Below are 21,418 nucleotides of genomic sequence, written 5' to 3'. Positions count from 1 at the left end.
ATTGTTGCCGGCCAGCGGCCGGCACTACCGATGGGTGTAAAGCAGAAGGGCCGGCATTGCGCCGGCCCTTCTTCATTGCATCAACGCAGCAACCGCATCAGAACTTCGCGGTGAACTCCACGCCCCAGGTACGCGGCTCGTTGAGGAAGCCGGTCAGGTTGTTGAAGTCGATCGCGCCGACCACGCGGGTCTGGTTGGTCAGGTTGCGGCCGAACACGGCCACGTCGTACTGGCCGTAATCCCAGTTGTAGCCCAGGCGCAGGCCGCCTTCCAGCGAACTACGGCCGCGGAATTCCGGCGACTCGTAGATGAAGAAGTTCACCGCGCTGCGGTAGGCCCAGTCGGTGTAGGCATACAGCTCGCTGCCATCGCTGAGCGGGAAACCGACACGCAGGGTCGCGTTGTGGATCCACTTCGGCGCCTGCGGCAGCGGGTTGCCGTTCACCAGCGCATAGGTGCCACCGTTGATGACGGTGGTCGGGTCGTTGATGGTGCAGCCACCGCCGCAGATCGCTACCGCCAGATCCTTGTCCTTGATCTCGGTGTCGTTGTAGCTGCTGCCGAAGGTCAGCAGCACGTTGTCAGCCAGATAGGCTTCCAGGTCCAGCTCCACGCCCTGGCCAATGGTCTTGTCAGCGTTGAGCAGGGTGGCGGTGTTGTTGGTGCCGCCCACCGCGATCAACTGCTGGCCGTCAACGTTGTAGCGGAACACGCTCAGGCCCAGGCGCGCGCGGCGCTCGAACAGGTCGGCCTTGATGCCGGCTTCGTACGAGATCACCTTCTCCGAATCGGCCTGCGACAGGCCCGGCGCGAAGGCCAGGCGGCCCTGGATCGACGGCGCACGGAAGCCCTTGGCCACGCGGGCGTAGGCATTCACGTTGTCGGTCAGCTTGTACACGCCGCTGACATCCCAGCTGACGTCGTTGACGTCGGTGTTGGCCAGGTACGGGCCACTGACCGGGGTGCCGAACGGAAGGACGGCCTGCAGCACGCTGGCGTTGAAGTCCTTCTTGTCCTGGGTGTAGCGCACGCCGGCGCGCAGCTTGAAGCGGTCGGTGACATCGAAGTCACCCGAGGCGAACACCGCCCAGGCCTTGTTGCGCTGGTTCTGCACCACGTGGCCGGTCTGCGGATTGCCCGGCTTCAACGAGTTGTAGTTGAAGTTGTTGATGGTCACGTCTTCGTCGAAATAGAAGACGCCAGCCTGCCAGTCGAAGCGGCCCCATTCGTTGGATTCAACGCGGAATTCCTGCGTCCACTGGCGATGGTGCGGCAGGCCGTCGGCCGACTCCGACGAGAACGGGATGAAGCCCGGCCCATAGTTGCCAGCGCCCAGCGATGCGTCGCCGTAGCCACCGTCGATGTCACCACGATTGAGCGATTCGGCGGTTTCATAACCGGTGATCGAGTGCAGGGTCACCGAACCGAGGTTCCACTGCAGGCGCGCGCTGCCGCCCCAGGTTTCCAGGTCGGAGAAGTTGACGCCATCGTTGGCCACCTTGTCGCGATCGAAGTTCTCGACCAGGCCGTTGCCACCCTTCTGGATGATGTTGGCACGGAACAGGCGGGCGGTGCCGTTGAGCTTGCGCTTGTGCAGGTTGAACAGTGCTTCGAAGTCGTCGCCTTCGTACAGGAACTGCACGCGGCCGGCGGCTTCGTCATAACCTTCGAAACCGCTGTTGGGCGCACCGGCGCGGGTGTTGTCGACCCAGTCGTCACGGCGCTGGTAGATGGCCGAGACGCGTGCCGACCAGCGGTCGGTCAGCGAGCCGCCATAGGCGCCCTGCACGTTCCAGCTGTTGTAGCTGCCATAGCCCACGCGCACGTAGCCGTCGGCATCCTGCGACGGGCGCGCCGAATCGAACTTGACCACGCCGGCCGGGGTATTGCGGCCGAACAGCGTGCCCTGCGGGCCGCGCAGCACTTCCACATTGGCCAGGTCGAACAGCGGGAAGCCCTTCAGCAGCGGGCTTTCCTGCACCACGTCGTCGTACACCAGCGACACCGGCTGCGACGCATTGAGGTCGAAGTCGGTGTTGCCCAGGCCACGGATGTAGAAGCGCGGGAAGGCACGGCCGTAGGACGACTCGATGTTGAGGCTGGGCACGCGCGCGGCCAGGAAGCGGATGTCGTCGCCCGCCGAACCCAGCACATCGAGCTTCTCGCCCTGGATCGCGCTGATCGCGACCGGCACGTCCTTGGCGTTCTCGACGCGGCGCTGCGCGGTCACCTGCAGGGCATCAAGGGCAACCGGATCCTTGGCAGCGGGAGTTTCCTGGGCGGCTGCTACCAGCGGCAACAGGGCGGAAAGAGCGGCAACGAGGGGGCGCGCGACCGGAAGGCGGCCACGGGAAGTGCGGGTCGGAGACATGGCGGTAGGCTGTGTTTGGAGGGGTGGTAAAACGGCGCTACCAGATAATTGTTGCAATACAGCACCTGCCCCGCAAATGCCTGCCGTTCATGGCCGCGTCGCCCCGGCCCCCGCGCCCTCGCTAGACTCGAGGTTTTCCAGCCCTGCAGAGCCGCCGCGATGACCCAGTGGTACTTCCATGCCTCCGCCCAGGCCGAGCGTATCGGCCCGCTTGATGACGAGGCCGCGCGCCGTTATGCGCAGGCCAACCCGCGCGCCCTGGCCTGGTGCCAGGGCATGAGCGGGTGGACCTCGATTGCCGAGGTGCCCGAACTGCAGTCCGCGGCCCCGGGCATGCCGAACACCCCGCCGCCGGTCCCCGCCGCGGCCAGCGGCCGCGCCGACGACATCGAGTTCCGCATCGTCGGCCATGAAATGCAGTTCGTGGAGATCGAGCTCGACCCCGGCGAGAGCGCCATTGCCGAGGCCGGCGCATTGATGTTCAAGGATGCCACCGTGCAGATGGACACGGTGTTCGGCGCCGCCAACGGCGACCAGGGCGGCGGCTTCATGGGCAAGGTGATGGCCGCCGGCAAGCGCGTGCTGACCGGCGAGAGCCTGTTCGCCACCGTCTACACCCAGAGCGGCCACGGCAAGGGCAAGGTCGCCTTCGCCGCGCCCTACCCCGGCACCGTGCTGGCAATGAAGCTGGACCAGCATGGCGGCCGCCTGATCTGCCAGAAGGACAGCTTCCTTGCCGGCGCGCGCGGCGTGCAGATCGGCGTGCAGTTCCAGCGCAAGATCATGACCGGCCTGTTCGGCGGCGAAGGTTTCATCATGCAGAAGCTGGAAGGCGACGGCTGGGTGTTCATCCATGCCGGCGGTTGCGTGGTGGAGCGCGAGCTGGCCGCGGGCGAGCGCCTGGACGTGGATACCGGCTGCGTGGTGGCCTACCACCCGACCGTAGACATGGATGTGCGCCGGGTGGCCGGCATCAAGAGCATGCTGTTCGGCGGCGAAGGCGTGTTCCTGGCCACGCTGACAGGTCCGGGCAAGGTCTGGCTGCAGTCGCTGCCGTTCTCGCGTCTGGCCGGCCGCATGTGGATGGCCGCGCCGCAGGGCGGTGGCCAGAACCGCGGCGAAGGCTCGGTGCTGGGCGGCCTGGGCCGGATGCTGGACGGCGACAACCGGTTCTGACCGCCCCCGGTCGTGCCGGCCGCTGGCCCGCAACCTCATGGACCTTGGCGCGCATCCCGGTAGTGCCGGCCGCTGGCCGGCAGCCTCATGGACCGTTGCCAGGTTCCCAATGATTGCCGGCCAGCGGTACTACCTTTATGAATGGGCGATGTTTCCCACCCTGCCCGCCCCGCCACGGCTTCGGTATGCTGGCGCCCTTTCCTGAATCCGGCGCCGCGAGCGCACTGCCGATGAGCCTGTTCCGCCCCCGCATGCTGCTGTCCGTCGCCCTGATCGGCCTGCTGGCCGGCTGCGGTGGCGACCCGGTCCGCCCCACACCGCCGCCGGCGCCGACCGTGGTGCCGCAGGCCAAGCCGGTGAAGATCGGCATCGCCCTCGGCGGTGGCGCAGCCAAGGGCTTCGCGCACATCGGCGTGATCAAGATGCTGGAGGCCAACGGCTTCGAACCGGCCGTGGTGTCCGGCACCAGCGCCGGCAGCGTGGTCGGTGCGCTGTACGCCAGCGGCATGGACGCGTTCCAGATGCAGAGCAAGGCGGTCGCGCTGGACGAAGCCAGCATCCGCGACGTGCGCCTGTTCTCCGGCGGCCTGGTGCAGGGCCAGAAGCTGCAGGACTACGTCAACGAGCAGGTCGCCAACCGTCCTGCCGAGCGACTGAAGAAGCCGTTCGCCGCCGTCGCCACCCAGCTCGAAACCGGCGAGCGTGCGATCTTCGTGCGCGGCAACGTCGGCCAGGCGGTGCGCGCGTCCAGCAGCATTCCCGGTGTGTTCGAACCGGTGAAGATCGGCGGCCGCAACTACATCGATGGCGGCGTGGTCAGCCCGGTGCCGGTGGATGCCGCGCGCCAGCTCGGCGCCGACTTCGTGATCGCCGTGGACATCTCCAGCAAGGCCAGCGGCAAGGCGCCGACCGACATGCTGGGCATCGTCAACCAGTCCATCTCGATCATGGGCCAGCGCCTGGGCGAGCAGGAACTGGCGCGCGCCGACATCGTCATCCGCCCGAAGGTGCTGGACATCGGCGCCGCCGATTTCAGCCAGCGTGGCACCGCCATCCTGGAAGGCGAAAAGGCCGCGATGGCAGCCATGCCGCAGATCCGCGCGAAGATCCAGCAGCTGCAGCGCGCACGTGCCGCGGCGGCCGCACCGGCACCGGTGGCCGCGCCGAAGTGCGAGGAAGCCTCGCGCCTGGGCAAGCTGATGGGCCGCAAGGACAAGTGCTGACCTGAGCCAGCGTGTCGCTGCCAGACAGCGACGCGCGTGCTAGCGCGCGGGCCGGTAACCGCTGGCCTGCTGCCGCTCGCGCCTGCGCATCTGGCGTGCCTGCTCCTGCAGTGTCGCCGTGTGCTGCAGCTGTTCCATGCCATCGCCCGGTACGTGCAGCTGGCGTCGCGCACGGGTCAGCGCCAGATAGACCGCGCGCACCGGGTTGTGCCAGATGCGCCCGCCCTGCCCCGCACTGAAGCAACCGGGCGACAGCGAGACCACGTCGAACTGCAGGTTCTTCGCGTGTTCGGCCAGGCACAGCGCCACCCGCCCTTCAGCGGGCGTGTCCTGGTCATCAAGCGCCAGCAGCAGTGACTGCACCCGATCGGCAGACGCAAACAGTTCGACCAGCGCGCCCTGCCCTTCGTCGGCCTGCGTGGCCAGGAAGCGCTCCCATTCCTGGTCCGATGCACTGTCGCGGCGCCGGCGCCACGCATCCAGCGGCCGCTGCAGCACGCTGCGCAGCGCGCGCAGCGATGCCGGATGCAGGTAGGGCCGCAGCCCGAGTGCGTGCAGCTGTGCCGCGTCCAGGGCCAGATCGGCGACGCTGCCATGGATGCGCAGGCCCTCGCTCGGCACCTGCGCCCAGTCGCGGTAATGCAGCACACCGGTGGCGCGGTCGGTGGCACCGACGAACGGCCCACTGTCCTGGCCCAGTCCATCCAGTGCCAGGGTCTGGTTGACCAGGCCCTCGACCTGGTTGCCCTGGCGCACCGACTGGTGCATTTCCAGCACCTTCGACGCGGCCCAGCGCGGCACCGTACCGGTCAGGCACTGGTGCGGATCACCCAGGCTGACCACGCCAGGCGCATGGCCGGCCAGCAACTGCTTCCACGACGGGCTCAGGTCATGCGCCTCGTCCACCAGCAGCATGCCCATGTCCAGCGGCGGGGTGACGCCGCGCAGGGCCAACCACTTGCCGATGTGCGCCGGGCTGAGGCTCAGCAGCGTGCCCCGCTGCAGTTCGGCGTCGAACATGCAGCGCCAGACGTGCTCGGCGGCCGCCATGTACGGCGACACATCGAGCATCGCGGCAGGCACCGAACGGTCGAAATGCTGGAAGGCCATGCGCGGCGCGGACGAGGCGCACCAACGGTTGATGGCCTCGAACGCGGTCAGCAGCACCTGCTCCGGGCTGCGCCCACCGATGCCCTGCAGCCCGATGCGGCCGGCAATCTCGCGCGGAGTACGGGTGCTGCGCCGGTAGCTGGCAACGAAGCCACCGGTCTGGCCGCTGCGCGCGGCGTGCTGGGCCACGCGGTTGGCGAACTCGATCTGGGTCAGCAGGCGCACCGCAGTGCTGGTCGGCACGCGGGCGCGGAAGGCTTCCACCTGCCCACGCGAGGGTGCCACGTAGGTGTAGCGGCCCGGCCGCGCCTCCATCAGCGCCAGCACCAGGTGGCCCTTGCCGGTGCCGGCATAGCCATCGAGGTCGATCAGCTCATCGGGGTTGGCGGCGATGGCGCGCAGCACGCGGGCCTGCTCGGAGGTGTACAGGCCAAGGTGCTCGACCGACCGCGCATCCTCGGCGACAACCTCATCCTGCGTGGCCTCGTCATCGTCACTGGAAATGGTGGCGGGAAAGCGGATCTCATGTTCGACCAGGGTTTCCTGGCAGGCCTGCTGCAGGGCCAGGCCCGGATACTCCCGTGGCGACTGCGCGATGACGTCCTGCAGGATCTCCGCCGGTGCCAGCAGCACGCCGTGGGCAACCAATGCGGTCAGCCAGGCATCCAGCTCCGGCTGGCCACCGCCACCGGGGCCAGCCAGTTGTGCAGCTGCGCCTTCGTTGCCGGCAAACAACGCGCAGGCATCATGCAGCAGGCGCTCGATCTCGGCTGCTGGATGCAGGCGCGTCCGGCACAGCTGCGCGGCCATCAGTCCGGCCTGCTCCACTGCGGTCGGCGGTGGCGTGCCATGGGCGACGTAGCGCGCCAGCGACTTGCGCTGCAGCGGCAGGAACGTGGTGGTGGGCAGCGGGTGCTGGAGTTCGGACATGCGTGGAACCGGAAAGGAACGCTGCGACGCGCGCAGGGCGGAGATGCTCGGCTACCCGCCCGGCGCCGTCAAATCGCAGCGGCGCGTTCATTCCAGCTGCGAAAGCGGCAATGCCTGGAAGCCCTTCACCGTGCGCAGCACGAAGCTGGAATTGGCATCGGCCACGCCGCCGGCATTGAGCAGCCGGTCCAGCAGGAAGTGCGAGAAGTGCTCCAGGTCGCGCACGTAGACGTGCAGCAGGTAGTCCATGTCGCCGGTCAGTGCATGGCAGGCCACCACTTCATCCCAGCCCTGCACGCTGTCCACGAAGTGGCCGATGGCGGCCTGGTCGTGCTTTTCCAGCTGCACGCGCACGAAGGCCTGCAGGCCCAGCCGCAGCTGCCGTGGCTCCAGCCGCGCGCCATAGCCGACGATCACGCCCTCGCTTTCCAACCGCTGCAGGCGACGCAGGCAGGCCGAGGGCGAGAGGTTCACCCGCGTCGCCAGCTCGGCGTTGGTGGCGCGCCCATCCCGCTGGATTTCAGCCAGCAGACGTATATCCGTGCGATCGAACTGGACTTCTCCGGCCATTGTTGCCCCGCAACATGGTGAGTACGCAAGGATATTGCGCCAACAAGGCCAATCGGCGCAACTTTTGCAACCCTGTTGCGCGCGCCCTGCCCTAGCATCGTGGGTATCTCATCCCGGAGTGCCCCATGGACCTCGCCCAGCCCCGCCGCGTCGAACACCAGCAGACCGACAAGGGCTACGTGCCGGTGTATACCACCGCGCTCGTCGAGCAGCCGTGGGACACCTACAGCGCCGACGACCACGCCACCTGGAGCACGCTGTACCAGCGCCAGCGCGAACTGCTGGTCGGCCGCGCCTGCCAGGAATTCCTGGATGCACAGGACGAGATGGGCATGAGCGCGCACATGATTCCGCGCTTCGACCAGCTCAACGAAGTGCTCGGCGCCGCCACCGGCTGGACCCTGGTCGGCGTGGAAGGCCTGCTGCCGGAACTGGACTTCTTCGACCACCTGGCCAACCGTCGTTTCCCGGTGACCTGGTGGATCCGTCGCCCGGACCAGATCGATTACATCGCCGAACCGGACCTGTTCCACGATCTGTTCGGCCATGTGCCGCTGCTGATGAACCCGGTGTTCGCCGACTACATGGAGGCGTACGGCCGTGGCGGCGTCAAAGCCCACGCGATCGGCCCGGATGCGCTGCAGAACCTGACCCGCCTGTACTGGTACACGGTGGAGTTCGGCCTGATCGATACGCCCGACGGCCTGCGCATCTACGGCGCCGGCATCGTGTCGTCGAAGGGCGAATCGCTGTACTCGCTGGAATCGGCCGCGCCCAACCGCATCGGCTTCGACCTGCAGCGGATCATGCGTACCAAGTACCGCATCGACACCTTCCAGAAGACCTACTTCGTCATCGACAGTTTCGAACAGCTGATGCAGGCGACCTCGCCGGACTTCACCCCGATCTACGCGGCGCTGTCTGATCAGGCGCATCTGCCGGCGGGCGATGTGCAGCGCGATGACCGCGTGTTCCAGAAGGGCACCGGCGAAGGCTGGGCCGACGGCGGCGACGTGTAGGCGAACGGCACACACCGCTTCGTACTGAAAACGGCGCACCTGGATGCGCCGTTTTCGTTGCTGCCTGCCTGCACCGTTACGGCGGTGCAGGCGAGGGCAGGGCAATCAGGCGTCCACGGCCCGGCAGGAACCGCGCACCATCAATTGCGGATGCACGCTGGTTGCGGTCGGCGCATCCGGCACGTCGGCCTGCACCAGCATCGCCGCCGCCATGCGTCCGATGTCGGACACATGGCGACGCACCGAGGTCAGCGGCGGCCACAGCCGCGACGCCAGCGGGCTGTCGTCGTAGCTGACGATCGACAACTGCTGCGGCACCGCGATGCCCGCACGCAACGCCACCTGATACACGCCGGCAGCCATTTCGTCGTTGCCGGCAAAGATCGCACTGGGGCGTTGTCCGCCCATCAGCAGCCGTTCGGCGGCATGCACGCCCGACTCGAACGTATCGCCCGCTTCCAGCACGCGTTCACCCGGCAGGGTCAGGCCCACCTGCGCCAGCCGGTCGAGGAAGCCATGGGTGCGCTCGCGTGCAGTACGGCGGTCGCCCGGACCGGCAATCACCGCGATGTCGCGGTGGCCGAGCGAGAGCAGGTAGCCCGCTGCCGCGGCTGCACCGTCGCGATCATGGGTGACCACGGCCTGTGCCTCGTCATCCGACACATGCGCGTTGATGCGGACGTAGCGGCATTCAATGCCGTCGAGCATCTCCGTCAACGCAGCCGACTCGGAGGCACGCGGGCCCAGGATCACGCCGTGCAGCTTCTGCTGCTGCACGAAGCGCCGTACGCCGTACGCACAGTCCGGAGCCAAGCTGTCGCAGGGATGCACGACCAGTTCATAGCCGGTGCCGCGCAGCGCTTCCAGCGCGCCGTGCTGCAGGTCGACGATGCATTGGGCGCCCGGGTCGTCATACACCAGGCCGATCAGGAAGGAGCGGCGGAACGCGAGGCCGCGCGCCAGGGGGTCGGGCACGTAACCGACCTCGCGCATCAACGCCTCGACCTTGTCGCGGGTGTCTTTGCGCACCAGCGGCGAGTTGTTGATGATTCTTGAAACCGTTTTCTTGGAAACTCCCGACAGTCGTGCGATGTCGTTGATCGTGGCAGCCTTGCCCTTCGATGCCGGCAACGCGGCATCGCTAATAATTCGCACTGACATGTATAGAACCAGGTAAGTCGGAGAATTCTAGCCTTGCGCCCGTGGGGCGCGAAGTTGCGGAATGTCGCAGCGAAGATGGATCGCGTCGTGTTCGACCGCTTCTGCTGCGCGAGGTTCCATTGTGATCGCTCTACTTGATGTCCATCTGAACCGTTCTTCCGCGCGTGTTCACCTTGAATGCGGGCGCGACGCGCGCGAACGCCAACATTCCCTTAACCAGGCTCCGCTACAGTCGGGGCATGGACCTGCAGACTTCTCCGTTTCCGGTGTTCCGTGGCCGCGACAGGTTGATCGCTGCGGTCGACGCGGCGATGACCTCCGGTGACCCCGAGCGCATCACCGCCGACCTGCAGCTGGCGCTGCAGGAAGCCATCGCGGACAGCCGCATCGAATTGCCCGAGTGCGTACACCGTCCGGTCAGTGATCATTACGCGCGACGCCCGCTGTACCACAGCCGCGAACACGGCTACAGCGTGATTGCCATGAGCTGGGGCCCAGGGCAGGGCACGCCGCTGCACGACCACGATGCCATGTGGTGTGTGGAGGGAGTGTGGTCAGGCGAGCTGGAAATCACCCGCTATGAACTGCTGGAGCGCAACGGTGAGCGCTGCCGCTTCCGCCGCCACGCCGTGCTGCGCGGGGGCTGCGGCAGTGCCGGCAGCCTGATTCCGCCGCACGAGTACCACACCCTGCGCAACGCCAGCAACGAAGCGCTGGCGATCTCGGTACACGTGTACGAGGCGCAGATGGAGCGCTCTGCGGTGTTCGATCCGCTCGGTGGTGACTGGTACCAGCGCCGCATCCAGGCATTGCAGGCCGACCCGGCCTGAGCCGGGGGCAGGGCGGGGCACCACCAGCACCGTCGTGAGCCACGTGGCATCATGCGCCGCTGCGCTGCCGGACCCGGCGGCGATCCGCGATGCCCGGTCGGGCAAGGAGCAAGACGATGTCCAGCGCTGATCCGCGCCTGCGCGCGCTGTTGAAGCTGGCACCGGTGATTCCGGTGTACACCCCCGAAGATGTGAATGAAGCGGTCGAAGTGGCCCAGGCGCTGTTCCGCGGCGGCCTGCCGGTGATCGAAGTGACGCTGCGCACGCCGCAGGCGCTGGATGCGATCAAGGCGATGGTCGAGGCCGTGCCCGATGCGGTAATCGGTGCCGGCACCGTGCTCAACGCCGCGCAGATGCAGGCAGCCAAGGAGGCCGGTGCGCGTTTCGCGGTGTCCCCCGGTGCCACGCCGACGCTGTATGCCGCCGCGCGTGATGCCGACCTGCCGTACCTGCCTGGTGCCGCCACTGCCTCCGACCTGATCCTGGGCCTGGAGCACGGCCACGACACCTTCAAGTTCTTCCCGGCGGTGCAGGCCGGTGGCGCTGCGTTGCTGGCGGCCTGGCACGGCCCGTTCGCCGATGTGCGCTTATGCCCGACCGGCGGCATCAGCGCGCAGACTGCGCCGCAGTTCCTGCACCTGCCCAACGTGCTGTGCGTGGGCGGCTCGTGGCTGACCACCCCGGCGCTGCTGCAGACCCGCGACTGGGATGCGATCGAGCGTCTGGCCCGCGAGGCCTCGGTACTGGCCGGCTGAACCGCTGCACGAATCGTCAAAGGTTTGATCGTGATCAAAGCGCCGGCCTCGAGCCGGCGTCATTCTGTGGGCAAGCGCACTACGGAGATCCGAACATGAATTCGACCATGAAGGCCGCCGTGGTGCGTGAGTTCGGCAAGCCACTGGTGATCGAGGAAGTCCAGGTACCGCGCCCGGGGGCGGGCGAAGTACTGGTCAAGATCGAGGCCTGTGGCGTCTGCCACACCGACCTGCACGCCGCCGAGGGCGACTGGCCGGTGAAACCGAACCCGCCGTTCATCCCCGGTCACGAGGGCGTGGGGCACATCGTGGCCGTGGGAGGCGGGGTAGGGCACGTCAAGGAAGGCGACAGGGTCGGCATCCCCTGGTTGTACTCGGCGTGTGGCCATTGCGAACACTGCCTGGGTGGCTGGGAAACGCTGTGCGAGACACAGCGCAACACCGGCTACTCGGTCAACGGCGGCTTCGCCGAGTACGCACTGGCCGATGCCAACTATGTCGGCCTGCTTCCGAAGGACGTGGGCTTCGTCGAGATCGCGCCGGTGCTGTGCGCCGGCGTGACCGTCTACAAGGGCCTGAAGGTCACCGACACCAAACCCGGTGACTGGGTGGCGATTTCCGGCATCGGTGGCCTGGGCCACATGGCGGTGCAGTACGCCCGCGCGATGGGGCTGAACGTGGCTGCGGTGGATGTGGACGACAACAAGCTGGCATTGGCCCGGCAGCTCGGCGCGCAGATCACCGTGAACGCGCGTACCACCGATCCGGCCGCCTTCCTGAAGAAGGAAATCGGCGGCGCGCACGGCGCGCTGGTCACCGCGGTGTCGCCGAAGGCGTTCGAGCAGGCGCTGGGCATGGTCCGCCGTGGCGGCACCGTCTCGCTCAACGGACTGCCGCCCGGTAATTTCCCGCTGGACATCTTCGGCATGGTGCTCAACGGCATCACCGTGCGTGGCTCGATCGTCGGCACCCGGCTGGACCTGCAGGAGTCGCTGCAGTTCGCTGCCGAAGGCAAGGTCGCGGCCACGGTCAGCACCGACCGCCTGGAAAACATCAACGACGTGTTCGCGCGCATGCACGCGGGCACCATTGAAGGCCGCGTGGTGCTCGACTTCGCCGCCTGACCGCCTGTGCATGGCCGCCGTCGCTCCGTCCCCCTCTCCCACGGACGCGGCGGCCATGCCTATCCCCGGTGGTGCCGGCCGTTGGCCGGCAACCCCAGGCATTTCGCGCCGCCGTACAATGCGCGCATGCCCGGCCTGCTCAAGACCCTGTTCCTGTCCCTCGTCGCCCTGATCGGCGGCGTGCTGTCGCTTGCGCTGGTCAGCAGCGTCGCCAGCTGGCTGCCCCCGTTGCTGGGCATGTCGCCGGACAACAACAGCGTGCAGCTGGGGTGGGACCTGGCCTTCAGCGTACTGGGCGGCATCGCCGGCATTTCCTTCGCCACCTACTACGCGCCGTGCTGGCCGCGTTCGCATGGGTTCTCGATCTGGTCGTTGATCGCACTCGGATGCGGTTACGCGATGTGGAGCGCCGGCGCGGATTTCCCACTCTGGTTCGTCATTTCGCTGCTGGCATCGCTGCCGTTGCAGCTGCTGGCCGGCTGGTGGTTCGGCCGCCGCGCGTCGCGCGATCCGCGCTGAGCGCATCCAGGTAGTTACCGCCGGCCTACAACCTCGCCCATCCTACAGGTGCCGGCCAGCGGCCGGCACTACCGCTTCAGCGACGGCAGCGTCTGCTTCAATCGCGCGATGCCCTGCCATGGGTCACCCTTCAGCCGCTTGGCACGCGCCAGCGCCTTGGCCATCGGAAACGCGTCGGCCGCGCTCACCCGCGCCAGTTCTTCCCAGCGCAGCGGCACCGCCACGCCGCCAGAATCGCGTGCACGCAGCGACCACGAGCACACGCTGGTGGCGCCTCGGGTGTTGCGCAGCCAGTCGATGAAGATGACGCCATTGCGCTTCGCCTTGCTCATCGTCGCCACGTAGCGGTCCGGCGCCTGCTCCGCCATCGCCTGTGCGAACGCCTCGCAGAATGCCTTGGCTTCGCCCCAGCCAGCCTTGGGCTGCAGTGGTACCACCACGTGCACCCCCTTGCCGCCAGACAGGCGTACGAAGCTCTCCAGACCCACCTGCTGCAGGCGGTCACGCACATCGCGTGCACCGGCTTTCACCTGTGCCCAGCTGACGCCGTCACCAGGGTCGAGATCGAACACCAGTCGGTCCGGATGCTCCGGGTCAGCCACGGTCGCACCCCACGGATGCAGCTCCAGGGTGTTCATCTGCACCAGCTGCAACAGGCCACGTGCATCGTCGATATAGACATAGTCCTCGCGGCCGCTCTTCTGCTGGAGGGGCACCGCATGTACCGCATCGCCCAGGCCGGAGCCATGATGCTTCTGGAAGAAGCAGGCCTTGCCGACGCCATCCGGACAGCGCAGCAATGACAGCGGACGTCCGGCGACTTCGGGCAGGATCCAGCGCGCCATGCGCTGGTAGTAGTCGGCCACGTCGCCCTTGCTCAGTTTCTGCTTTGGAAACACCACCCGCTCAGGATGGGTGATCTGGACCTCACCTCCGGCTTCGGCATCTGCGGTGCTCATTCCCAGGTCCTCCTTCTGCTTGTCGCTGCGCAGCCGCTTGAAACTGGCCTGGCGCAGCAGGCCTTCCTTGCCCCAGCCACGGAACGCCACCTCCGCCACCGTCACCGGTTTCACCCAGCGTACGCTGGCGGCGCGGAACGGCACATGCACCGGCAGCTGCAGCACCGGCGTCTTCACTGCCAAAGGCTGCAGTGCCTTGAGCAGCGCGCGCAGGCGCTCGTCGTCGAAGCCGGTACCCACGCGGCCCACATAGCGCAGCCCGGCCTTGTCCGGCGTGGCCAGAAGCAGCGAGCCGAATCCCACCCGGGAACCCTTGGGTGCCGTATAGCCGACGATCACGAACTCGTCGGTGTCTTCGTGCTTCACCTTCACCCAGCTGCGCGCGCGGGTGTTTACGTACGGCGCATCCACCTGCTTGCTGACGATGCCTTCGAAGCCGGCCTCGCCGCTGGCATCGAACACCTGCGGCCCATGGTCGACCACGTGTTCGCTGAAGGCCAGTGTGCCGGGCGCCGGCCCGATGAAATCCTTCAGCAGCGCCTTGCGTTCCAGCAGCGGCGCACGACTGATGTCCACGCCGGCCATACCCGGAAGATCGAACACGATGTAACGCAACGGTTGCTTCGAGCTTCCATCGATCACGCGCTGCAGTGCTGCGAAATCGCTGCGTCCTTCCTTGTCCAGAACCACCAGCTCGCCATCCAGGCGCGCATCGCGCACCGGCAGTGCCAGCACGGCCTGCGCGACCTCGGGAAAATCGGCCGTCCAGTCCAGGCCGTTGCGCGAGCGGAGTTTCACCTCGCCATTGTGCAGATCGGCCAGCAGACGATAGCCGTCCCACTTGATCTCGTGCAGCCAGCGCTCGCCGTCGGGGGCACTGTCGCGATGATCGGTCAACTGCGGTTTGAACCCAAGGGGATAGGGCGTATCACGTGCGCCGTGCAGTTGCAGCGCGCGTGCACGCCAACGCGCATCGGCCTTGCGCGTGGTCGTGCGTGCGACGGGTGCAGCATGCGCCGCCTTCGCTGTGGAACGCTTCTTCGCCGCAGATGCTCGTTTCGGCGTGGGTGCCGTCAGCAGGTCATCCGCCTCCGCGTCGCGCGCTTCGCCGTCGTCGCGCTTGATCAGCAGCCACTGCACCTGGCGGCCTTTCATCGCGGTCCGCACCAGCTTCCAGCCACCGGCCAGGCGTTGCCCGTGCAGCACGAAGTCGATCTTTCCAGCCGCCAGCGCCTGCAGTGGATCACCTTCACAGGCCCAGGTGCCGTGATCGAAGACATCCACGTGGCCAGCGCCATAGTGGCCTTCAGGAATGTCTCCTTCGAAACCGGCGTAGGACAACGGGTGATCTTCCACCTCCACGGCCAGCCGCTTCTCACCGACGCGCAGCGAAGGCCCCTTGGGCACGGCCCAGCTCTTCAGTACGCCGTCCATTTCCAGGCGGAAGTCATAGTGACGCGAGCTTGCGTGATGCAGCTGGATGACGAAGGTCGGCCGCCGCTTCGGATCGCCGCGTGCGGGCGTGTCGTCAGGCTCCGGCGTCTGCCCGGCGCCACCACCCAGTCTGCGCTTGCGCCGGTACTGGTGCAGCGACATGGTTCAACCTGCCTTGCGCCGCGTGGTCTTCTTTACGGCCTTTTTGGCGGCCTTTTTGGCGGCCTTCTTCGCAGCCTTCTTCGCCGGTGCCTTGCGCATTGCCGTCTTCTTCGCCGGCGTGCGCTTGTTGGCGTCCAGGCTCTTCTGAAGCAACGCCATGAAATCCACCACATTGGTGGTGGCATCTTCACGCGGTGCGGGCTCGTCTTCCACCCGGGTAGTGCCGCCCTTGGATTTGATGCGCTTGTTCAATACCAGCTGCAGACGCTCGCGGAACTCATCGTGATAATCCGAAGGATCCCAGTCACCGGCCATTGACTCGATCAGCTGTTCGGCCATCGCCGTTTCCTTGCTGGTGATGCGATAGTCGGACAGTTTTCCGGTGGGCAGCTTGTAGTCCTCGGGATCCACCAGCTCCTGCGGATAGCGCAGGATCATCAACACCAGCGCGTCCTCATGCGGCATCACCGCGCACAGGTATTCGCGCGTGCGCACCACCACCCGCGCGATGCCCACCTTGCCGGTACTGCGCAGCGTTTCGCGCAGCAGCACATAGCCCTTTTCGGCCTTCTTGCCGGGCACCAGCAGATACGGTTTCTCGTAGTAGCGTGGGTCGATCTGCGCCGCATCCACGAACGATTCCACCTCCACCGCTTCGTGGCTTTCCGGCGCCGCCGAACGGATATCACCTTCCTCCAGCACGACATAACTGCCCTTGTCGTACTCATAGGCTTTGACGATGTCCTTCCAGGGCACTTCCTCACCGGTGTCGGCGTTGACCCGTTCGAAACGGATCGGCTTGCGATCGCGGGAGTCGAGCATGCGGAACTGCAGATCGACCTTGCGTTCGCCGGACATCAGTGACACCGGCACGTTGAGCAGGCCAAACGACAACGTGCCGGTCCAGATCGGGCGGGCCATGGGCGCACCTTTGGCGGGGCAGGGTGCCCAGCGTGGGCCGGAGGGCGTAAACCAGCCGTGTCCATGCCGTGCACGTGGGTTCTACGGTAGTGCCGGCCGCTGGCCGGCTGAGGCTCGCGGACTGAAGTTTCCTGGGGTTGCCGGCCAGCGGCCGGCACTACTGCAGCAACGGCCTCACCGCCGCCGCCGGAATATGGTCCAGTGCGCGCCAGGCGTCCTCCACCACCGGCCTCGCCTGCGACCAGCTCAACCGCGACTGCCCGCGCATCTGCTCCCAGTGCTCGGCCAGTTCCTCGCAGGTATCGGCGGCATCACCGCGCGGCCAGTCGGCGGCATGCGTGGTCAGCGCGAAGGCATACACCGGGCACAGATCGCGCCAGTTGCGGTGGCTCTGGCCTCGGCGCTCTTCGTAGTCACTGAGCATGTACTGCAGGTAGTCCTGCGCCACCGCCTGCGGATCTTCCTGGCCGCGCGTGCGGCGCTGCGCGGTGCGCTGGCCGAGCGGATCGAGCAGGGCGTTGAACACGGACGGTGCGGGTCGTTCAAGACGGGGCATGGCCGGTTCCTGCAGCGGGGGCGGGTGGGCAGGAATACGCGCGGTGCCGTTACCGGGGGGTGAGCGAGATGTTCATGACGCCAGGTTCGCGGCGGCTTTACCTGCAGGGCGGTGTAGTGGGAGCCTCCGAGTGCAGGTACCAGACCATGAGCCGAGAGACCTCACGAGACCCGCTGCGCGAAAACCACCCGCCCATTCCCGGCGAGCAGCGCGGCAAGCGCGATGCCGACAATGCCGACTACCGCGGCACCGGTGCACCGTTCTTCGATGCCGAGCATGCCGGAGAGCATCTGCCGGTGAAGCACGAGTCTGAACAGGCCGCGCTGGACCGCAAGGACGGCGGCGACCGCCATCGTGGCGGCCAGGAAAGCCCGCTCAAGCGGCGTGAGCGCAAGCAGCGCGCCAGCGACAACCAGGATGAGGCGCTGGAGGAGACCTTCCCGGCCAGCGACCCGACCTCGCCGTTCGTGCCGGCCAAGGCCCCCGACTGACGGTAGTGCCGGCCGTTGGCTGGCAACCTCCTGACGTCCTGCACGGCGCGATGCCGGCCACAGCCCCCGTTTTACGGGTAGCGCCGGCCGCTGGCCGGCAACCTCCTGACGTCCTGCACAGCGCGATCCCGGCCAGGGCCCCCGATTTACGGGTAGTGCCTACCGCTGGCTTACAACCTTCTGACGTCCTGCACGGCGCAATGCCGGCCAGGGCCCTCGATTTACGGGTAGTGCCGGCCGCTGGCCGGCAACCTCCTGACGTCCTGCACGGCGCGATGCCGGCCAGCGGCCGGCACTACCACTTCAGCGCCACGACCACTGCAGGCCGACATTGGCCCGCCGTCCGGGTCCCGGCTCGTAGAAGCGGCCATTGCCGTCATTGACGATCACCGAGCCGATGTAGGCCTGGTCCAGCACGTTCTCCAACCGTGCGAAGGCCCGCAGCTCGCCACCCGGCAGGTTCCAGCGACGCCCGCCTTCCAGGTGCAGCAGGGCAAAGCCGGGCGCACGCTCGGTGGCCACGTCGTTGACCAAGGTATCGCTGCTGGCGGAGGCCTCCAGCGCCCATTGCCAGTCGGCGGGGGTCCACTGCAGCCTGGCGAAGGCCTGTTGGCGCGGCACACCTGGCAGGCAGCTGCCCGCGGCGACCACGCTGTTCGAGGTCAGGTACGACGAGCGCACCTGCGCCTGCAGCCATGTCCATGCCAGCTGCAGTTCCAGCTGCTCGGCCAGCGGCTTTCGGTACTGAAGTTCCACACCCTGGCGGCGGGTGCGGCCGATGTTGCGATAGGTGCTGCGCCCACCAGAGTTGCTGGCAACTGCCAGCTCATCGTCGGTATCTGCGCGGAACAGGCTGATATCAAGCTGGGTTCCGTCCTGTGCGTGCCATTTGCTGCCTATCTCCAGATTGCGGCTGCGCGCGGCCGCCAGATCCAGTGCCAATCCCGCCTGGCCGTCGGCGCGATACCCCAGCTCATTGAAGGTAGGCGTCTCGAAGCCCCGGCCCACGGCGGCGTGCAGCCGCCACTGCGGGCTTGCCTCGAAGCTGACACCTGCCACCGGCGTGGTTGCCTGATAGCGACGGTGGCCGCTGTCGTCCGGATTGCGCCCGGTGATGTAGCGGTCATTCGATTCGAATCGCACGGCGCTGTGGCGCAGCCCGGCCAGCAACGACCAGCGCGGGCTCCACTGCCACCAGGCCTGGGCGAACTGGTCCACGTTCTGCACGACGTCGATCTGGTCACGACGCAGGCGCCCACGCACGCCCAGGGTGCTGCCGATGAAGTTCTCGTAGCCGGTGCGGTGCTGGCGCTGGCGGTCCGCACTGAGCCCGGCCACCAGGTCCAACGGTCGGCCGGCGAGGTCGCCATGCCAGCCCCAGCGCGCGTCCAGTCCGCCGTAGCCCGCGTCCAGATCGATCACGCCGCCCGCATGCAACGGGTTGGCCTGTGCGGTCGGCGGAATCGGCAGGTATTGGGTGACCTCACGCTGCCCGGCATAGCCCATCAGCTGCCAGCGCTGGGTGTCGGTTTCCCGGGTCCAACGCAACCCAGCCTGCTGCTGGCGCACCGATTTGCGGGTGTTGTACTGGCGAGCCACTGCCGTGGCCTGGCGCGGATCGGCCGCCACCTGGGAACGGCTCAGGCCCAGCGGATCCTGCGCATCGGGGGCATCGAGCGCGTTGAGCAGCAGCTCGAGCCGTCCACCGCCCAGATCACCACCAATACGTGCGTTGAGCGATTCACGGCGCGCACGGCTGTGATCGCGCCATCCATCGGTGCGGAAGTGATTGGCGGCGATGTTGTAGTCCAATGCTTGGCCGGCACCCTTCAGTTGCGCGCCGACACTGAGCGTGCTGTCGGCGCCGGCGTTCACGCGCAGCCGCCACGGGTCGCCGGCCTGGCCCTGCGCGCTCCAGACCTGCAGCACGCCGCCGGAGGAATTGCCGTACAGCGCCGAGAATGGCCCGCGCAGCACCTCGATGCGTTCGGCGCCCAACAAGCTGGCGTGCGCCAGCTGACCCTGGCCATCGGGCATGGTCGCCGGCACCCCGTCGATCAACACCCGTACCCCGCGCACACCGAAGGTCGAGCGCGCGCCGAAGCCACGGATCGACAGCTGCGTGTCCTGGGCGAAGTTCTGCCGGTCGCGTGCCAGTAGTCCCGGTACGCCGGCCAACGCCTCGGACAGCTGTGCGCCGGTGCCCGCGCGGCTGGCGTCGATCCAGACCGTGTCCTGGCTGGCCGGCAGCGCGAACGGGTCGATACCCGGCACCCGCGCCACCTGCACCTGCACGGCGGGCAGGGCGGTGGGCGCAGGCTCGGCCATGGCCGCCCAGGGCGACAGCAGCAGGGCGGACAGCGGCAGGCAACGGCGTCGTGCGGCAGGATTCATGATTCAGGTTGATGGATCGGGCGGCAACGCACGCCATGGTACGGGGCCGCGGATGACGATGGCGGCGGCCAGCCCCGGCAGGCTTTGTTACGATGGGCTGTTTCCGGCCGAAAAGCCGCAGACCGCGTGGCGCAATTCCTCCCCCTTTCCGTCTACCGAACGAGTACCGCCGTGTCCTTCTTTGCAAACGTGGAACTGGTCCCAGGCGACCCGATCCTGGGCCTGACCGAGGCGTACAACGCCGACAGCCGCCCGACCAAGGTCAACCTGGGTGTGGGCATCTACTACGACGAGAGCGGCCGCATTCCGCTGCTGCGCGCCGTCAAGCAGATCGAGCAGCAGCTCGCCGCTGAAGCCAAACCGCGCGGCTACCTGCCGATCGATGGCCTGCCGGCGTACACGCAGGCCACGCGCGAGCTGGTGTTCGGCAAGGACTCGCCGCTGCTGGCCGCCGGCCGCGTCACCACCGCACAGACCGTCGGTGGCAGCGGTGCGCTGCGCGTCGGCGCCGACGTGCTGAAGAAGCTGCTGCCGCACGCCACCGTTGCGCTGAGCAACCCGAGCTGGGAAAACCACCGCGCCGTGTTCAGCGCGGCCGGCTTCGAAGTGGTGGATTACACCTATTTCGACCCGACCACCCACGGCGTCAACTTCGACGGCCTGCTGGCCGACCTCGGCAAGCTGGAAGCCGGCACCGTGGTGCTGCTGCACGCCTGCTGCCACAACCCCACCGGCGCCGACCTCACGGTCACCCAGTGGAAGCAGGTCGCGGAGCTGCTGAAGGAGAAGCAGCTGTTCCCCTTCATCGACATGGCCTACCAGGGCTTCGACAAGGGCATCGAGCAGGACGGCGCCGCCGTGCGCATCATCGCCGAAGCCGGCATCGACAGCTTCATCGTCGCCAATTCGTACTCCAAGTCGTTCTCGCTGTACGGCGAGCGCGTGGGTGCGCTGTCGATGGTGGCGCCGACCGCCGCTGACGCCAAGGCCGTGCAGTCCCAGGTCAAGCGCGTGATCCGCACCATCTACTCCAGCCCGTCCACCCACGGTGCCGCGCTGGTGGCCGGCGTGCTGACCAACCCGGAACTGCGCGCGATGTGGGAGCAGGAGCTGACCGAGATGCGCGAGCGCATCCACGCACTGCGCCAGGGCCTGGTCGAGAAGCTGGCCGCTGCCGGTGCCCCGCAGTTCGGCTTCATCAACGAACAGGCCGGCATGTTCTCCTACTCCGGCCTGAGCCGTGAGCAGGTCGAGCGTCTGCGCGACGAGTTCGGCATCTACGCCGTCGGCACCGGCCGCATCTGCGTGGCCGCGCTGAACCAGAACAACCTGGAATACGTCGCCAAGGCCGTGGCCACCGTCGCCAAGGGCTGAAACAACGCTCCAGTAGCTTGAAGACAAAGGCGCCGAAAGGCGCCTTTGTTTTTTTGCTTTTGCTCTTGCCTTTGCCATCCCCACCGCGCTCGCGGCGAACCCTGAAGCGCAGGGCGAGGCACACCGTGGCCAGGACCGTGAGGCGCATGGATGCGCCGATCGAGCCCCCATGGGTGAGGGCGCTTTGCCTGCGAAGCACTGCTTCGCAAGCGCCCGAACGCCCTGCCGCCAGGGGCTGGGCCGGACCCCGGAGGGGGGTTTACGGCGTGTCCTGGCCACGGTGTGCCTCGCCCTGCGCCTCCATGAAGGAAGGCGCCACGAGCGCAACGCATCTGGAAA

The 21,418-nt window shown here is 67.3% G+C and carries 17 protein-coding genes; 9 read left to right on the top strand and 8 right to left on the bottom strand.

Annotated elements, in window-relative coordinates; all coding sequences use genetic code 11:
* Positions 1-97: 97 nt before the first annotated feature.
* Positions 98-2,371 (bottom strand): TonB-dependent receptor, encoded by a 2,274-nt coding sequence (locus ACZK45_RS00175; protein WP_478445263.1) that lies wholly within the window; start codon positions 2,369-2,371, stop codon positions 98-100.
* Between the two features lie 159 nt (positions 2,372-2,530).
* On the opposite strand from ACZK45_RS00175, the gene ACZK45_RS00170 reads away from it, so the two are divergent.
* A complete protein-coding gene (locus tag ACZK45_RS00170) occupies positions 2,531-3,547 on the top strand; it encodes a TIGR00266 family protein (RefSeq protein WP_032129262.1) in 1,017 nt (338 codons plus the stop codon).
* A 230-nt stretch (positions 3,548-3,777) separates the two neighbouring features.
* Positions 3,778-4,770, top strand: coding sequence for a patatin-like phospholipase family protein (locus ACZK45_RS00165; protein WP_019337382.1), 993 nt, complete (start codon positions 3,778-3,780; stop codon positions 4,768-4,770).
* A 39-nt stretch (positions 4,771-4,809) separates the two neighbouring features.
* Here the strand turns inward: ACZK45_RS00165 and ACZK45_RS00160 are convergent, their stop codons facing one another.
* Both ACZK45_RS00160 and ACZK45_RS00155 read right to left on the bottom strand, forming a co-directional pair.
* Positions 4,810-6,810 carry a hypothetical protein gene (locus ACZK45_RS00160; RefSeq protein ID WP_478445262.1) on the bottom strand — a complete coding sequence of 667 codons (2,001 nt, stop codon included), beginning with the start codon at positions 6,808-6,810 and terminating at the stop codon, positions 4,810-4,812.
* Between the two features lie 87 nt (positions 6,811-6,897).
* Complete coding sequence (locus tag ACZK45_RS00155) at positions 6,898-7,380, bottom strand: Lrp/AsnC family transcriptional regulator (RefSeq protein ID WP_004153377.1); 483 nt, start codon at positions 7,378-7,380, stop codon at positions 6,898-6,900.
* A 125-nt stretch (positions 7,381-7,505) separates the two neighbouring features.
* Here ACZK45_RS00155 and phhA point away from each other — a divergent pair, with 125 nt between their 5' ends.
* Positions 7,506-8,399 (top strand): phenylalanine 4-monooxygenase, encoded by an 894-nt coding sequence (gene phhA, locus ACZK45_RS00150; protein WP_071228653.1) that lies wholly within the window; start codon positions 7,506-7,508, stop codon positions 8,397-8,399.
* Positions 8,400-8,504: 105 nt separating this feature from the next.
* Here the strand turns inward: phhA and ACZK45_RS00145 are convergent, their stop codons facing one another.
* On the bottom strand, positions 8,505-9,560 hold the full coding sequence (locus ACZK45_RS00145; RefSeq protein WP_032129266.1) for a LacI family DNA-binding transcriptional regulator: 1,056 nt from the start codon (positions 9,558-9,560) through the stop codon (positions 8,505-8,507).
* A gap of 239 nt (positions 9,561-9,799) precedes the next feature.
* Here ACZK45_RS00145 and ACZK45_RS00140 point away from each other — a divergent pair, with 239 nt between their 5' ends.
* The 4 genes from ACZK45_RS00140 to ACZK45_RS00125 all read left to right on the top strand — a co-directional run bounded on the left by ACZK45_RS00140 (position 9,800) and on the right by ACZK45_RS00125 (position 12,788).
* A complete protein-coding gene (locus ACZK45_RS00140; RefSeq protein WP_293799116.1) occupies positions 9,800-10,390 on the top strand; it encodes a cysteine dioxygenase family protein in 591 nt (196 codons plus the stop codon).
* A gap of 116 nt (positions 10,391-10,506) precedes the next feature.
* Positions 10,507-11,145 carry a bifunctional 4-hydroxy-2-oxoglutarate aldolase/2-dehydro-3-deoxy-phosphogluconate aldolase gene (eda, locus tag ACZK45_RS00135; RefSeq protein WP_478445261.1) on the top strand — a complete coding sequence of 213 codons (639 nt, stop codon included), beginning with the start codon at positions 10,507-10,509 and terminating at the stop codon, positions 11,143-11,145.
* A gap of 95 nt (positions 11,146-11,240) precedes the next feature.
* Positions 11,241-12,269 carry an alcohol dehydrogenase AdhP gene (adhP, locus tag ACZK45_RS00130; RefSeq protein ID WP_182266977.1) on the top strand — a complete coding sequence of 343 codons (1,029 nt, stop codon included), beginning with the start codon at positions 11,241-11,243 and terminating at the stop codon, positions 12,267-12,269.
* Between the two features lie 126 nt (positions 12,270-12,395).
* Positions 12,396-12,788 (top strand): hypothetical protein, encoded by a 393-nt coding sequence (locus ACZK45_RS00125; RefSeq protein ID WP_197617072.1) that lies wholly within the window; start codon positions 12,396-12,398, stop codon positions 12,786-12,788.
* A 68-nt stretch (positions 12,789-12,856) separates the two neighbouring features.
* Here ACZK45_RS00125 and ligD read toward each other — a convergent pair whose 3' ends face one another.
* The 3 genes from ligD to ACZK45_RS00110 all read right to left on the bottom strand — a co-directional run bounded on the left by ligD (position 12,857) and on the right by ACZK45_RS00110 (position 16,820).
* The gene (gene ligD, locus ACZK45_RS00120; RefSeq protein WP_478445260.1) at positions 12,857-15,343 is read right to left on the bottom strand and encodes a DNA ligase D; all 2,487 of its coding nucleotides are present in this window, start codon (positions 15,341-15,343) and stop codon (positions 12,857-12,859) included.
* Between the two features lie 3 nt (positions 15,344-15,346).
* Complete coding sequence (gene ku / locus ACZK45_RS00115) at positions 15,347-16,264, bottom strand: non-homologous end joining protein Ku (protein ID WP_180837982.1); 918 nt, start codon at positions 16,262-16,264, stop codon at positions 15,347-15,349.
* Positions 16,265-16,421: 157 nt separating this feature from the next.
* Positions 16,422-16,820 carry a hypothetical protein gene (locus tag ACZK45_RS00110; protein ID WP_478445259.1) on the bottom strand — a complete coding sequence of 133 codons (399 nt, stop codon included), beginning with the start codon at positions 16,818-16,820 and terminating at the stop codon, positions 16,422-16,424.
* Between the two features lie 146 nt (positions 16,821-16,966).
* Between ACZK45_RS00110 and ACZK45_RS00105 the strand changes: the two genes are divergently transcribed.
* Complete coding sequence (locus ACZK45_RS00105) at positions 16,967-17,311, top strand: hypothetical protein (RefSeq protein ID WP_032129273.1); 345 nt, start codon at positions 16,967-16,969, stop codon at positions 17,309-17,311.
* Between the two features lie 303 nt (positions 17,312-17,614).
* On the opposite strand, the gene ACZK45_RS00100 is transcribed toward ACZK45_RS00105, so the two are convergent.
* Entirely contained in the window at positions 17,615-19,705 is a 2,091-nt protein-coding gene (locus ACZK45_RS00100; RefSeq protein ID WP_478445258.1) for a TonB-dependent receptor family protein, read from the bottom strand.
* A gap of 171 nt (positions 19,706-19,876) precedes the next feature.
* On the opposite strand from ACZK45_RS00100, the gene ACZK45_RS00095 reads away from it, so the two are divergent.
* Positions 19,877-21,079: an amino acid aminotransferase gene (locus ACZK45_RS00095; protein ID WP_478445257.1), complete on the top strand. Its 1,203-nt coding sequence runs from the start codon at positions 19,877-19,879 to the stop codon at positions 21,077-21,079.
* Positions 21,080-21,418 lie beyond the last annotated feature (339 nt).

The sequence above is a fragment of the Stenotrophomonas sp. 63632_Sma genome (assembly GCF_056482875.1).
Note: the sequence above shows the minus strand (reverse complement) of the source record. Positions and strands in the feature narration are given on the sequence as shown.

What these genes read in the sequence shown, in the direction of transcription:
- ACZK45_RS00160 (WP_478445262.1), bottom strand. Translation starts at nt 6,810, where the DNA reads ATGTCCGAACTCCAGCACCCGCTGCCCACCACCACGTTCCTGCCGCTG.
- ACZK45_RS00165 (WP_019337382.1), top strand. Translation starts at nt 3,778, where the DNA reads ATGAGCCTGTTCCGCCCCCGCATGCTGCTGTCCGTCGCCCTGATCGGC.
- ACZK45_RS00175 (WP_478445263.1), bottom strand. Translation starts at nt 2,371, where the DNA reads ATGTCTCCGACCCGCACTTCCCGTGGCCGCCTTCCGGTCGCGCGCCCC.
- ACZK45_RS00110 (WP_478445259.1), bottom strand. Translation starts at nt 16,820, where the DNA reads ATGCCCCGTCTTGAACGACCCGCACCGTCCGTGTTCAACGCCCTGCTC.
- ACZK45_RS00125 (WP_197617072.1), top strand. Translation starts at nt 12,396, where the DNA reads ATGCCCGGCCTGCTCAAGACCCTGTTCCTGTCCCTCGTCGCCCTGATC.
- adhP (WP_182266977.1), top strand. Translation starts at nt 11,241, where the DNA reads ATGAATTCGACCATGAAGGCCGCCGTGGTGCGTGAGTTCGGCAAGCCA.
- eda (WP_478445261.1), top strand. Translation starts at nt 10,507, where the DNA reads ATGTCCAGCGCTGATCCGCGCCTGCGCGCGCTGTTGAAGCTGGCACCG.
- ligD (WP_478445260.1), bottom strand. Translation starts at nt 15,343, where the DNA reads ATGTCGCTGCACCAGTACCGGCGCAAGCGCAGACTGGGTGGTGGCGCC.
- ku (WP_180837982.1), bottom strand. Translation starts at nt 16,264, where the DNA reads ATGGCCCGCCCGATCTGGACCGGCACGTTGTCGTTTGGCCTGCTCAAC.
- ACZK45_RS00105 (WP_032129273.1), top strand. Translation starts at nt 16,967, where the DNA reads ATGAGCCGAGAGACCTCACGAGACCCGCTGCGCGAAAACCACCCGCCC.
- ACZK45_RS00100 (WP_478445258.1), bottom strand. Translation starts at nt 19,705, where the DNA reads ATGAATCCTGCCGCACGACGCCGTTGCCTGCCGCTGTCCGCCCTGCTG.
- ACZK45_RS00140 (WP_293799116.1), top strand. Translation starts at nt 9,800, where the DNA reads ATGGACCTGCAGACTTCTCCGTTTCCGGTGTTCCGTGGCCGCGACAGG.
- ACZK45_RS00155 (WP_004153377.1), bottom strand. Translation starts at nt 7,380, where the DNA reads ATGGCCGGAGAAGTCCAGTTCGATCGCACGGATATACGTCTGCTGGCT.
- ACZK45_RS00170 (WP_032129262.1), top strand. Translation starts at nt 2,531, where the DNA reads ATGACCCAGTGGTACTTCCATGCCTCCGCCCAGGCCGAGCGTATCGGC.
- ACZK45_RS00145 (WP_032129266.1), bottom strand. Translation starts at nt 9,560, where the DNA reads ATGTCAGTGCGAATTATTAGCGATGCCGCGTTGCCGGCATCGAAGGGC.
- phhA (WP_071228653.1), top strand. Translation starts at nt 7,506, where the DNA reads ATGGACCTCGCCCAGCCCCGCCGCGTCGAACACCAGCAGACCGACAAG.